This is a genomic window from Roseivivax jejudonensis (assembly GCF_900172265.1).
In the GTDB taxonomy this organism is placed as follows: Bacteria; Pseudomonadota; Alphaproteobacteria; order Rhodobacterales; family Rhodobacteraceae; genus Roseivivax; species Roseivivax jejudonensis.
This window is the reverse complement of sequence record NZ_FWFK01000006.1, coordinates 150494-163548: the sequence shown is the minus strand read 5'-3', so window position 1 is coordinate 163548 and position 13055 is coordinate 150494. Positions and strand designations below refer to the sequence as shown.

Genomic DNA, 13055 nt, shown 5'->3' with positions numbered 1-13055 from the left:
CGACAGACCATGCGCCTGACGCTTTGTGCCGCCGCCGCGCTCCTCGCCCTGCCCGCTTCGGCCGAGGAGTTCCGCTGGGCCTCGACCACCGATCCGCAGACGATGGACCCGCACGCGGTCAGCTCGACTCCCGTGCTGGGCTTTCTCAACAACGTCTACGAGGGGCTCGTCCGCCGCGGCAAGGACATGAGCATCGAGCCCGCGCTCGCCACCGCGTGGGAGCCGATCGACGACGGCGCGGGCTGGCGCTTCACCCTGCGCGAAGACGTGACCTTCCACGACGGCGCGGACTTCACGGCCGAGGACGTGGTCTTTTCCTACGAGCGCGCGTCGTCCGAGCAATCCGACGTATCGAGCTGGTTCGCCCCGGTCTCCGAGGTCGTCGCGGTCGACGACTACACCGTCGACATCATGACCACCTCGCCGCAGCCGCTCTTTCCCGACAGCATCGCCAACTGGATGATGATGGACAGCGGCTGGGCCGCGGAGAACGGTGCCGAACGGCCCGCCCGCGACGAGGAGAACGCCGCGACGCTGCAGGCCAACGGCACCGCCGCCTTCAGGCTCGAAGAACGCCAGCCGGGCCTGTCCACGGTGCTGGTGCCGTTCGAAGGCTGGTGGGGCGAGCCCGAGCACAACGTCACCCGCGCCGAGTTCACGCCGATCCAGAACTCCGCCACCGCGGTGGCGGCGTTGCTGTCGGGCGAGGTCGACATGATCAACCCGGTGCCGGTGCAGGACGCGGCGCGGCTCGACGAGGCCGACGGCGTCGAGGTGATCCGCGGGATCGAGGCGCGGGTCATCATGCTGGGCTTCGCGCACGACCACGACACGCTCACCGGCGGCGCCGACCAGGGGGCGGACAACCCGTTCTCCGACCCGCTGGTGCGACGGGCGGTGGCGCACGCGGTGAACGTGCCCGCGATCCTGCAGACCATCATGCGTGGCTCCGCCGAACCGGCGAGCCAGCTCGTCGGCCACGGCATGTCGGGCTATTCGGAGGCCAATTCCGAGCGCCCCGAATACGACCCCGAGCGCGCGCGCGAGCTTCTGGCCGAGGCCGGCTATCCCGATGGGTTCGGATTCGGCTTTTCCTGCACCAACGACCGCTACCTGAACGACGAAAGCGTCTGCCAGGCGGTCGTGTCGATGCTGGCGCAGGTCGGGCTCGAGGCGCAGCTGAACGCGATGCCGGTGCAGAATTACTGGCCCGAGCTGCGGGCGGGCAACTTCGACATGTATCTTCTGGGCTGGTCGCCCGGCACCTTCGACGCCGAGCACCCGCTGCGCTTTCTCGTGCATACCGCGGGCGAGCGGCTGGGGACGTGGAACTTCGGCGGATACTCGAACGATCGGATCGACGAGCTTCTGCCGCAGATCCAGTCCGAGCTCGATCCCGAGGCGCGCCAGGCCATGCTCGACGAGACCGCCCGCATCATCCAGGAGGATGCCGTCTACGTGCCGCTCTATATCCAGCCGCTTCTCTGGGGCGTGCAGGAGAACGTCAGCCTGACGCAGCGGCCCGACGATTTCTTCATCCTGCGCTGGGTCACGGTGGAGTGACGGCCCGGAGCGCGACGCCATGCTGAGCTTCATCCTGCGCCGCGTCCTGCAATCGGTGCTCGTGCTTCTGGTCACGGGCCTCGTGGCGTTCGCGATGTTCCGTTACGTGGGCGACCCGGTCGACACCATGCTGGGGCAGGAGCGCACGGTGGCCGACATCGAACGGCTGCGCGAGAATCTCGGCCTCAACGACCCCTTCTTCGTCCAGTACTGGGATTTCCTCGGGCGCGCGGTGCAGGGCGATTTCGGCATCTCCTACCGGCAGGGCCGCCCGGTGGGCGAGATCATCGCCGAACGCCTGCCCGCGACGCTGGAGCTGGCGGCGGTGTCGGGGGTCTTCGCGCTCGGCTTCGGGATCGTGCTCGGCATCTTCACCGCGATCCGGCGGCGCGGCACCGCGGCCAACGTCATCATGACGCTGAGCCTGATCGGCGTGTCGCTGCCCACGTTCCTGATCGGCATCCTGCTGATCTACGTGTTCTCGGTCGAGCTCGGCTGGCTGCCGAGCTACGGCCGCGGCGAGGTGACATGGGTGAGCGGCTGGCCCACCGGGTTCCTGACCAGCTCGGGGCTGTCGGCGCTGATCCTGCCGGCGATCACGCTCGGGCTCTACCAGATGACGCTGATCATGCGGCTCGTGCGCTCCGAGATGCTGGAGGTGCTGCGCACCGACTACATCCGCTTCGCCCGGGCCCGCGGGCTGCGCGACCGGACGGTGCATTTCCGTCACGCGCTCAAGAACACGCTGGTGCCGGTCATCACCGTGACCGGGCTCCAGCTCGGCTCGATCATCGCCTTCGCGATCATCACCGAGACGGTATTTCAATGGCCCGGTGTCGGGCTTCTCTTCATCAACGCGATCCAGTTCGTCGACATCCCCGTCATGGCCGCGTACCTCATGCTGATCTCGGTCATGTTCGTGGGCATCAACCTGGTCGTCGATCTGCTCTACGTCGCCATCGATCCGCGCCTCCGGGCGGAAGGAAAGGCCGCATGACCGACCGTCCAGAGACAGATCCGGCCGCCGGCGCGCCGCCGCGGCCACCCGGCCGGCTCTACCGCGCGTGGGACAGCGACCTCGCCTACGCGTTCCGTCACTCGCCCGTGGCGCTCGTGTCGGCCTTCGTGACGCTGGTGCTCGTTCTGGGCGCCGTGCTGGCGCCGTGGATCGCGCCCTACGATCCGTTCAACCCCGCGACACTGAACCTGATGAACGGGTTCACACCGCCGGGTCAGACCAACGCCATCACCGGCGACACCTTCCTTCTGGGCAGCGACGACCAGGGCCGCGACGTCCTGTCCACGATCCTCTTCGGGCTCAGGATCTCGCTCTTCGTGGGCGTCGCGGCGGTGCTGTTCGCGCTTAGTCTCGGCGTGTCGCTCGGGCTGATCGCGGCCTATGTCGGCGGCTGGACCGAAACGATCATCATGCGCATCGCCGACGTGCAGCTGACGTTCCCGGCGATCCTCGTGGCGATGCTGATCTTCGGCGTGGCCAAGGGCATCACCCCGGTCGAATACCGCGACCAGGTGGCGATCTGGACGCTGATACTCGCCATCGGCCTGTCGGACTGGGTGCAGTTCGCCCGGGTCGTCCGCGGCGCCACGCTGGTGGAGAAGAACAAGGAATACGTGCAGGCCGCGCGGCTGATCGGCCGCTCGCCGGTGGCGATCATGGTCCGACACATCCTGCCGAACGTGCTGTCGCCGGTTCTCGTGATCGCCACGATCTCGCTGGCGCTGGCGATCATCGCCGAGGCGACGCTGAGTTTTCTCGGCGTCGGCGCGCCGCCGACCGAACCGTCGCTCGGCACGCTCATCCGCATCGGTCAGGGCTTCCTGTTCTCGGGCGAGTGGTGGATCCTGTTCTTTCCCGCCTGCACGCTCCTTGCGCTCGCGCTTTCCGTGAACCTGCTGGGCGACTGGCTGCGCGACGCGCTGAACCCGAGGCTGCGCTGATGGCGCTTCTCGGGATCGAGGGCCTGACGGTCGAGTTTCCGACGCGCCGCGGCACCTTCGTCGCCGTGAAGGACGCCGACCTGACGGTCGAGCCCGGCCAGATCCACGGCCTCGTGGGCGAATCCGGCGCCGGAAAGTCGACCATCGGCGCGGCGATCATGGGGCTGATCGACCCGCCCGGACGCATCGCCGGGGGCACCATCCGCTTTCGCGGCGACGCGATCTCGGGCCTCGACGCCAAGGGGATGCGCGCTCTGCGGGGGCGCAAGATCTCGATGATCTTCCAGGATCCGCTGACCTCGCTCAATCCGCTCTACACCGTGCGCCAGCAGCTGGTGGAGACGATCCGCCTGCATCTCGACCTGTCTGAGACCGAGGCCAGCGCCCGCGCCGTGGAGCTGATCGAGCGCGTCGGCATCGCCGATCCCGAAACCCGCGCCGACCAGTATCCGCACCAGTTCTCCGGCGGCATGCGGCAGCGCGTCGTCATCGCGCTGGCGCTGTGTTCGGATCCCGACGTGATCGTCGCGGACGAGCCGACCACCGCGCTCGACGTGTCGATCCAGGCGCAGATCCTCGACCTCATCAAGGAACTCGCCCGCGAGCGGCAGGTTGGCGTGATCCTCATCACCCACGACATGGGCGTGATCGCCGACACGACCGACGTGGTCACCGTCATGTATCGTGGCGAGGTGGTCGAGAGCGGCCCGACGCGCGAGGTGCTCGGCAATCCGCAGCATCCGTATTCGCAGTCGCTGATCGCCGCCGTGCCGCGCCCGGACGTGAAGCTCGGGCGCTTCCCGCTGATCGGCTACGGCGGGCGGGTGACGGAATTCCGCATCGCCGATCTGGCCCGCGACTGGCCGATGCCCGAAACCCCGCGCGGCACGCCGCTGGTCGAGGTGGACGGCCTGACCAAGCAGTTCCAGACCCGCCGCGCGATCCGCGCCTCGCGCCGCCGCTACCTGACCGCGGTGGACGCCGCGCGGTTCGAGATCCGCCAGGGCGAGGTGTTCGGCCTCGTCGGCGAAAGCGGCTCGGGCAAGTCGACGCTGGCGCGGATGATCGCCGGCCTCTTTCCCAGCGACGAGGGCGACGTGCGATACGCCGGACGCTCGATCAACACCGGCAGGCGCGGCGTGCCGGACTGGTATCGCCGCGACATCCAGATGATCTTCCAGGATCCGTTCTCGAGCCTCAACCCGCGCATGCGCGTCGATGCCATCGTCGCCGAACCGGCGCGGCATCACGGCCTCTTCACCGGCAGCGCGCTGCGCCAACGGGTGGCCGAGCTGCTCGACCGCGTGGGTCTCGGCGCGGATGCCGGGCTGAAGTATCCGCACGAATTCTCGGGCGGCCAGCGCCAGCGCATCTCGATCGCGCGCGCGCTGGCGACGCAGCCGAAGTTCCTGATCTGCGACGAGCCGACCAGCGCGCTCGACGTGTCGATCCAGGCGCAGATCCTGAACATCCTGAAGGATCTTCAGGATCACCTGAACCTCACCATGCTGTTCATCAGCCACGACCTGCCCGTGGTGCGCCAGATGTGCGACCGGGTGGGCGTGATGAAGGACGGCAAGCTGGTCGAGATCGCCGCGACGGAGGATCTGTTCGCCGCGCCCGGCCACGACTACACGCGCCACCTGATGTCGCTGATGCCCCGGCTCGACGGGTTGTCCGACACGGCATTGCAGCGTGCCTGAACACCGTCTCTTCGCGCGGCTCCGCGCCGGTCGGGCCCGGGTCATGCCGACAGGGCGGGTGCCCGCCCGCACCGTCGCCCCGGAGGTCCGTGTGCCGCTCGCCTCGCTGTTTCGCCCGTTCGCCCGCCGCGCCGCCTGCGCGCTGGTCCTCGCCCTGTCCTGCCTCCTTCCGCATCCGGCGGCGGCGGACATCCTGACCGACCGGACCGCGCCGAGCCCGGGCATCGCCGGCGGGCTCGACTACAGCGTGTACGTCCCGCCCGGCAGCGACGCGGCCGGCCCGCTGCCGGTGATCGTCCTGCTGCACGGACTGGGGGCCAGCGCGCGCGAATGGATCGGCGCCGTCGGGATCGAGGAGATCGCCGACAGGCTGATCGCGGCCGGAGACATGCCGCCGACCCTCATCGTGATGCCGAACGCCGGGCGAAGCTGGTACGTGGACAGCGCGCGCTACGACGGACCCGGCGACTACGAAACCGCGATCGCGCGGGACCTGCTGGCGCACGTGGATACGGAGTTCTCGACCCGGGGCGAGGGGCAGCGCGCCATCGCCGGGTATTCGATGGGCGGGCACGGGGCGCTGCGCCTCGCCTTCCGGCACCCCGACACCTTCGCGGCCGTCGGCGCCCTCGCCCCCGCGATCTGGAAACCCGGCGGCGTGTCCGAGCGCGGCGCGCCGACCAACCGGCTGTCCGCCGAGCAGCGCGCGGCGTGGTTCCCGAACACCACCGGCCGGCAATTCGACCCGGACGTCCTGCAGGCGCAGTCGCCCTTCGCCGAGGTCGCGGCGCTGGCCGACCTCCCCGCCCCGCCGGCGGTGATGCTGGCGGTCGGCGACGAGGACTATTTCGAGTTTCACGACGGCACGCTCGAGATGTATCTCGACCTGCGCCGGATCGGGCGCGACCCGGAACTGCGGGTGATCGAGGGCGGGCACGACCCGGCCTTCATCCGCGCGGTCATCGGCGACGTGCTGATCTTCCTGAGCGACGCGATGGCCGCCGACGGCTAGGACGCTACGGCGTGACCTGCCCCCGCCGGATGGCGAGCGCCAGCGCCTGTTCCTTGGTGTCGGCCTTCATCTTCAGCGACGCGCTGCGGATCAGCCGCCAGACCTCGAACTCGGTCACCTTCATCGTCTCGGCGATGAGGTATTCCGGCAGCCCGTTGGCGATGTGGGACAGCACGTCGCGCTCCTGCGGCAGCAGGCGCTGCCAGCCGAGCCCGTAGGCCCAGCCCTCGTGCAGCTCGTCCCCCGGCGCGACGAGGCTCGCCGCCATCATCGCGGAGACGGCCGAGAACGCCCGCGCCGTGCCCGGGCCGAACATGTGCTGCGGGTCGTCGCGGCAGCTCATCGCGAGGCACTTGCCCGCGTCGCCGTCGAACCATGTGTGCGCGATCATGAAGTTGTAGCCGTAACCCATCATCGCGTTGTGCAGATCGCGCAGTTTTCCGGTAACGGCCCCGCTCCGTTCGTGATCGGCCATCGCGTAATAGGGCGGCGCGTTGCCCGTCATCGCCGCATGCAGCAGCGGATCGACCTCGAAGAACTCCGCCTGCTCGTATTCCTCGAGCCACAGCGGATCCATCGAGCTGCGGATCCACGCGATCTCCTTCGTGCTGCGCTGGAAGGCGCCGGCATTGACCGCGTTCGCGCCGATCAGCTGCGCGACATGGTTGATCGCCCACCAGCGATCCTCGCCCGGCCCCGCGCTCGCGAGGATGTCGGCCGTATCAATGACCAGCTGCGCAAACCGTGTCGTCGTCACGATAATTCGTCCCCCCGCCGGCCATATTGCGAGCGGCGGCGGGCGAAGTCGAGTCGGACGCTACGGCGCGAGCACCGGCTATCGCCCGGGCAACCACAGGGCGAGCTCTGGCACCAGGATGAGCAGCACGACCAGCAGGAGCGAGCAGCCGATGAACGGAAAAGCGGCGGTGTAGATGTCGCGCATCGTCGTGTCGGGCGGCGCCACGCCCTTCATCACGAACAGCAGCAGCCCGAAGGGCGGCGTGGTAAAGCTGATCTCGAGCGCGAGCAGCATGACCAGCCCGAACCACACCGGATCGAAGCCCAGGTCGGTCGCCAGCGGAAAGAAGATCGGCACCGTCAGCAGCATGATCGAAATCTGCTCCATGAACATGCCGAGGACCAGCAGCACCCCGAACATCACGAGAAGCATCGTCACCGGCGACAGCGCGAAGCCCGTCGCCCAGTCCACCAGCCCGCTGGAGGCACCCGAAAACGCCATGAGCTGGCTGAAGGTCGCCGACCCGAAGACGATCAGGTAGGCCATCAGCGTGACCTTGAGCGCGCCGACGATCGAGTTGCGAAGCGACTCGACGCTGATGCCGCCGTAGATCCCCGCGAGGATCAGCACGCCGAGCGCGCCGAACGCCGCCGCCTCGGACGGGGTGAAGATCCCGCCGATCATGCCGGCCACCGTCAGCACCATGATCGACAGCATCGGCACCACGTCGCGCAGCACCAGCCCGAGCTTTTCGCCCAGCGACATCGCCGGCACCTCGTAGGCCGGAGCGGCCTCGGGATCGATCCGCACCTGCACCCAGATGGTCAGCAGGTAGAGCCCGGCGAGGATCAGCCCCGGCACCACCCCCGCGATCAGGAGCGCGCCCACGTCGATCCGCGCCAGCGTCGCCAGCAGCACCGCGAGCGCCGAGGGCGGAATGATGATGGCGAGCCCGCCGGTCCCGAGGATCGGGCCGATCGACATGTGCTTCTTGTAACCGCGAGCGTTCATCTCGGGCACCATCAGCGACCCGAGCAGAGCGGTGGACCCCATCGACGAGCCCGAGAGCGTGGAGAAGCCCGTGCCGCCGATCACCGTGACGTAGCTCAGCCGCCCCGGCACCCGCCCGAGCAGCCGGTCGATCGCGGTGAACATCCGCGTGCCCAGCCCGGTGAAGAAGAACAGCTCGCCCATCAGCAAAAACAGCGGGATCGGCACGAGCGCGAAGCTCGTCAGCGCGCCGAAGCCGTTGTTGAGAAGCTGTGTGAGGCCCGCACCGCCGCCCATGAACACCCACGCCCCGAGGATGTTGGCGGCGAGAAAGGCCAGCGCGACCGGCATACCGGTCGCCATCAGCACCATGATCGAGCCCAGAAGAAGGCCGAGCGCGCCGTACCATTCCATCATTCGTGCAGCCCCGCCTCGCCCGAATGCATCAGCTCCGGCCCGAAGACGAACCGCGCGAACTCCACCGCCATCAGCGTGAAGCTGATCGGAAAGGCGATGGTCAGGATCCATTTCGGGGTGAAGTAGGCCCGCACGTCGTAATCGCTCCGCGCGATGTTGGTCGCCACGAGCTCCGCCCCCTTCCATGCGAGGATGACCGACACCAGCACGCAGGCCGCCGCGACGGCGCGGCTGACCACCGCCTGCGTCGCGGGCGGCAGTGCGGCGGTCACCAGCTCGATATGCACGTGGCCCTTTTCCCGCACAAGCCACGGCGCGCCCAGCATCGTCATGTAGAGAAGCGCGTATTCCGACGAGGTGAACAGCCACGCCCAGGGCTGCACCCCGGCGTTGCGCATCGTCACCGAGATCACGATCGACACCATGAGCCAGACGAGCATCGCGCCCGCCACGATGGCCATGAGCGTGACGAACCCGTCATAGGCGCGCCGGAGCGTGTGCATCGCGAAGCCTCTCGATTGGGGGTGGGCGACGGCCCCCGGGGGACGGGCCGCCGCCGGGGGCCGTTACTGCGGATCCGCCGCAGGGTCGTAGAACAGCTCGATCAGGCGATCGTAGTTCTCCGTCCCGCCGGGCTGTTCCTCCATGAGGCCCTGCATGCGCTCCCATGTCTTCTCGCGCGCCGCGGCGAGGTAGTCGGCGGCGGCCTCACCCTCGAGCGTGACGACCTCCATGCCCTGCTCCTCGAGCGCGGCGAAATCCTCGTCGCGCTTGGTGCGCAGCGCCTCGACCGAGCTCTGCTCGTGTTCTATCGCGACCTCTTGCAGGATCGTCTGCGCCTCTTCGCTCAGCCCCTCCCAGGTATCGAGGTTCACGATCACGCCGAGGTCGGTCGAGAAGAAGCACGGCTCGATCCGGTAGTTGAGGAACTCGTTCCACTTCAGGTCGATCAGGCCGATCTGGGTCCAGCCGGTCGCGTCCACCACGCCGCGCTCGAGCGCCGAGTAGACATCGGTGGTCGGCAGGTCGATCACCTGCGCGCCGAGGTATTCGGTGAAGAACGCGTTGTAGACGGCGTTGCCCCGCAGCTTCAGGCCCGAGACGTCGAGGTTGCCGCCCTCGTCCAGCTCGGGCTCGTTGCGGGTCCAGAGGTTGTAGCACACGCCGCTGTCGAACCAGCCGAGATACTTCACCCCCATCTTCTCCTGGTGGATCTGGTCGATCAGCTCGATCCCGCCGTTCTCGCGCGTTTCGATCGCGGTGAGGTTCGACGCGACCAGCGCATCCTTCTCGGGCAGGCTGCCGGCGTAGAACGAACCCGGCGTGTAGACCATGTCCACGACGCCGTTGCGCACCGCGTCGGGCTGCTGGAACATGCCGATCGCCTCTGGGCCGCCGCGCACGTTGATCTCGATCACGCCCTCGCCGCGCTCGTTCACCTTGTCGACGAACTCGAGAAAGCTCTGCGTGTAGATCAGGCTTTCGGGAAAGGCGTGGACCGCGGTGAGCGTGTCCTGCGCCGACGCGGTCCCGGCCAGCGTCAGCATGCCCGCCGCCGTGCCACCGATGAACGTCATCTTCATACCGTTTCTCCTTGTCCTGTCGCCGGTTGCGCCGGCGTGGTCCTGTCGCCGGATGCCCCGGCCTGTCGGTCTTGTCGCCGGATGCCCCGGCTGTTCGTTTCGCCGGTCTGTCCGGCCGTCAGTGCGCCGGACGTGCCGGCCGGGTCGTGCCGCCGTGTGCCGACGGTCTCGTTCGAGTCCGGGGCCGCTCAGGCCCGGTCGCGGGACCCGTCTCTCGCGGGCCATGTCCACGGCGCGGCGTCGCGCCGGGCGCGGGCAAAGGCGGCGATCTCGTCCTCGTGCGCGCGGGTCAGGTCGATGTCGTCCCAGCCGTTCACCAGCTTGCGGCGCCAGATGTCCGGCAACTCGATCGCGTGGCGCGCGCCCGCGATCTCGAGCGTCGCGGTCTCGAGGTCGATCCGCGCCGGCGCCGTGCCGGAGCCGAGCGCGTCGAGGATCGCGCCGGCCTCCGCCACCCGCGCCGGAAGCAGCCCGTTGTTCACGGCGTTGCCGGCGAAGATGTCGGCGAAGCTTTCGGCCACAACCACGCGGAACCCCGCGTCCACCAGCGCGTAGACCGCCGCCTCGCGCGAGGAGCCGCAGCCGAAATTGGGGCCCGCGACCAGCACGCTCGCCTCCGGGTGACGGTCGAGCGGGAAGTCCGCGGCGTCCTCGCGCAGGTCGGCAAAGAGGAACCCGCCGTAGCCTTCCGCGCGGCTCGCGGACATGAACCGCGCCGGGATCAGCTGGTCGGTGTCGATGTCGGCGCGCGGCAGCGCGACCGCCTCGCCCTCGTGCCGCTGCCACCCCGCCATCAGGCCCGCTCCTCCATCAGCGTCCGCGCGTCGGTGAGCCGGCCGGTCACCGCCGCCGCGGCAACCATCACCGGCGACATCAGGTGCGTGCGCGCGCCCTTGCCCTGCCGGCCGCGGAAGTTGCGGTTCGTCGAGGACGCGCAGCGCTCGCCCGGGGCGACGGTGTCGCCGTTCATGCCCACGCACATCGAACAGCCGGCCCCGACCCATTCGAGCCCGGCATCGGTGAACACCCGGTCGAGCCCTTCCGCCTCGGCCTGCGCGCGCACCAGCATGGAGCCCGGCGACACGATGCCCGGCACCCGCGCGTGGCGGCCCTTCAGGATCGCGGCGGCGGCGCGCAGATCCTCGATCCGCGCGTTGGTGCACGAGCCGAGGAACACCCGGTCGACCGCGATCTCCTCGAGCGGCGCGCCCGGCGTCAGGCCCATGTAGTCGAGCGCGGCGCGCGCCGCCTCGGCCCGTCCGCCGTCGAGCGCCCCGGGGTCGGGGATGCGCCCGGTGATCGGCAGCGCCTGCTCGGGCGTCGTGCCCCAGGTGACCGTCGGCGCGATCTCGGCCGCGTCGATCTCCACCTCGCGGTCGAACCGCGCATCCGCGTCGCTCGCTAGCCCGGCCCAGTCGGCACGCGCGGCCTCGAACTCCGCACCGCGGGGCGCGAAGGGCCGGTCGGCCACGTAGGCCAGCGTCGTGTCGTCGGGCGCGATCAGTCCGAACCGGGCGCCGCCCTCGATCGACAGGTTGCACAGCGTCATCCGCCCTTCCATCGACAGCGCCCGCACCGCCGACCCGGCGTATTCGACCGCGTGCCCCGTCGCGCCCGAGGTGCCGAGCCGCGCGATCCAGTGCAGCGCGATGTCCTTGGCGGTGACCCCGGGGCCGAGCGCGCCCTCCACGCGGATCCGCATGGCTTTCGGCCGCCGCTGCCAGATCGTCTGCGTCGCGAGGACATGCGCCACCTGCGTCGCGCCGATGCCGAAGGCCAGCGCGCCGAACGCGCCGTGGGTCGAGGTGTGGCTGTCGCCGCAGGTGACGAGCAGACCGGGCAGGGTCAGGCCCTGTTCCGGCCCGAGAACGTGCACGATGCCCTGCCGCGGGTCGCGCAGACCGAAGAGCGCGATGCCGTGCGCGGCGGTGTTCCGCTCCAGCCGCTCGAGCATCTTGGCGATGGCCGGATCGGCGACCGCCTCGCGCCCGCGCGTCGGGGCATAATGGTCGGCCACCGCGAAGGTCAGCTCGGGCCGCGCCACCGGCATCCCGCGCTCTGCGAGCTTGGCAAAGGCGTGGTGCGAGCCCTCGTGCACGAGGTGGCGGTCGACCCACAGCAGGGAGGTGCCGTCGTCGTCCACCCGGATCTCGTGCGCGTCCCACAGCTTGTCGAGAAGCGTGCGGCTCATGCCTCGCCCTCCCCGCCGCCATCGCCCGCGCCGTCGCCGACGACCGGCTCCCAGTGGCGCGCGCCGCCCTCGCCCACGCGGGTCAGCGCCATCTCGAGCCGGAACCGGTCCGGCCGGTAGAGCGCCGAGAGATGTTCGACCCCGCGCCCGGCGGCGTCGCGCACCACCCGCCGGATTGACAACAGCGCCGCGCCGGTCGCCACGTCCAGCGCCTCGGCCACGTCGGGCGCGGCGAGCGCCGCGCTGATGCTCTGTTCGGCGGCGTCGACCCGCACGCCCGAGCGTTCGAGAAGCTGGTAGAGCGGCGTGCCGGCGAGGTCGGCCTCGGAATAGTTGCTGGCGATGTCCTCGGGCACGTGCGTGGTCAGGTGCGAGAACGGCTCGCCCTCGGCCAGCCGCACGCGCACCGCCGTCTGCACCCGCGCGCCCGGGTCGAGGCCCATCGCGCGCGCCACCGCGTCGGGCGCCGCGCCGTAGGAAAACGACAGGAGCCGCGCCGAATGCCGGCCCATCGCCACCAGCTGCGGGATCAGCGTCGTCATGTCGGCGGCCATCGCGGCGCCGTCGGGGGCGGCGCAGACCCGCGTGCCGCTGCCGGCGCGCCGCTCGATCAGCCCGTCACCCTCGAGCGCGTCGAGCGCACGGCGCACGGTCACGCGGCTGACCGCGAAGGTCTCCGCCAGCCGCTGCTCTCCGGGCAGGAGCGAGCCGTTCGCGCGCAGCCCCGACACGATGTCGTCGCGCAGCACGAGGTAGACGCGGCGGGCCTTGCCTCCCTCCGGCTGACGGGCCGTCTGACTGGGTCGCACATGGTCGCGCATGACGCCTCCTTGACCCGAACGGTAACGGCTCGTCCGCCGAACGCAAGAAATTTGTCTCATTGATCGGTCACAGGTTT

General features: G+C 69.7%; 12 protein-coding genes. 5 read left to right on the top strand and 7 right to left on the bottom strand.

The annotated features are described in order from the left end of the window. Positions 1-9 precede the first annotated feature (9 nt). Genes ROJ8625_RS16305 through ROJ8625_RS16285 form a run of 5 tightly spaced genes read left to right on the top strand, consistent with a single transcriptional unit; the run spans position 10 to position 6237 of the window. On the top strand, positions 10-1563 hold the full coding sequence (locus ROJ8625_RS16305; protein WP_085792989.1) for an ABC transporter substrate-binding protein: 1554 nt from the start codon (positions 10-12) through the stop codon (positions 1561-1563). A 19-nt stretch (positions 1564-1582) separates the two neighbouring features. Beyond that, positions 1583-2560 carry an ABC transporter permease gene (locus tag ROJ8625_RS16300; RefSeq protein ID WP_085792988.1) on the top strand — a complete coding sequence of 326 codons (978 nt, stop codon included), beginning with the start codon at positions 1583-1585 and terminating at the stop codon, positions 2558-2560. Beyond that, positions 2557-3522: an ABC transporter permease gene (locus ROJ8625_RS16295; RefSeq protein ID WP_085792987.1), complete on the top strand. Its 966-nt coding sequence runs from the start codon at positions 2557-2559 to the stop codon at positions 3520-3522. The genes ROJ8625_RS16300 and ROJ8625_RS16295 overlap by 4 nt, the downstream gene beginning before the upstream one ends. Continuing rightward, complete coding sequence (locus ROJ8625_RS16290; RefSeq protein WP_085792986.1) at positions 3522-5225, top strand: dipeptide ABC transporter ATP-binding protein; 1704 nt, start codon at positions 3522-3524, stop codon at positions 5223-5225. Before ROJ8625_RS16295 ends, ROJ8625_RS16290 begins: the two co-directional genes overlap by 1 nt. After that, complete coding sequence (locus ROJ8625_RS16285) at positions 5218-6237, top strand: alpha/beta hydrolase (RefSeq protein WP_159456786.1); 1020 nt, start codon at positions 5218-5220, stop codon at positions 6235-6237. The genes ROJ8625_RS16290 and ROJ8625_RS16285 overlap by 8 nt, the downstream gene beginning before the upstream one ends. A 4-nt stretch (positions 6238-6241) precedes the next feature. On the opposite strand, the gene ROJ8625_RS16280 is transcribed toward ROJ8625_RS16285, so the two are convergent. From ROJ8625_RS16280 to ROJ8625_RS16250, 7 genes are all read right to left on the bottom strand, one after another. Continuing rightward, a complete protein-coding gene (locus ROJ8625_RS16280) occupies positions 6242-6994 on the bottom strand; it encodes a helix-turn-helix transcriptional regulator (protein ID WP_085792984.1) in 753 nt (250 codons plus the stop codon). Positions 6995-7072: 78 nt separating this feature from the next. Further along, the gene (locus ROJ8625_RS16275; RefSeq protein ID WP_085792983.1) at positions 7073-8380 is read right to left on the bottom strand and encodes a TRAP transporter large permease; all 1308 of its coding nucleotides are present in this window, start codon (positions 8378-8380) and stop codon (positions 7073-7075) included. Then, positions 8380-8886 carry a TRAP transporter small permease gene (locus ROJ8625_RS16270; RefSeq protein WP_085792982.1) on the bottom strand — a complete coding sequence of 169 codons (507 nt, stop codon included), beginning with the start codon at positions 8884-8886 and terminating at the stop codon, positions 8380-8382. Before ROJ8625_RS16270 ends, ROJ8625_RS16275 begins: the two co-directional genes overlap by 1 nt. Positions 8887-8949: 63 nt before the next feature. Beyond that, complete coding sequence (gene dctP / locus ROJ8625_RS16265; RefSeq protein ID WP_085792981.1) at positions 8950-9966, bottom strand: TRAP transporter substrate-binding protein DctP; 1017 nt, start codon at positions 9964-9966, stop codon at positions 8950-8952. A gap of 188 nt (positions 9967-10154) precedes the next feature. Beyond that, positions 10155-10760: a 3-isopropylmalate dehydratase small subunit gene (gene leuD / locus ROJ8625_RS16260; RefSeq protein ID WP_085792980.1), complete on the bottom strand. Its 606-nt coding sequence runs from the start codon at positions 10758-10760 to the stop codon at positions 10155-10157. Continuing rightward, positions 10760-12157 (bottom strand): 3-isopropylmalate dehydratase large subunit, encoded by a 1398-nt coding sequence (leuC, locus tag ROJ8625_RS16255; protein WP_085792979.1) that lies wholly within the window; start codon positions 12155-12157, stop codon positions 10760-10762. Before leuC ends, leuD begins: the two co-directional genes overlap by 1 nt. Beyond that, positions 12154-12978, bottom strand: a complete 825-nt coding sequence (locus tag ROJ8625_RS16250) for a GntR family transcriptional regulator (protein WP_085792978.1) — start codon at positions 12976-12978, stop codon at positions 12154-12156. Before ROJ8625_RS16250 ends, leuC begins: the two co-directional genes overlap by 4 nt. Positions 12979-13055 lie beyond the last annotated feature (77 nt).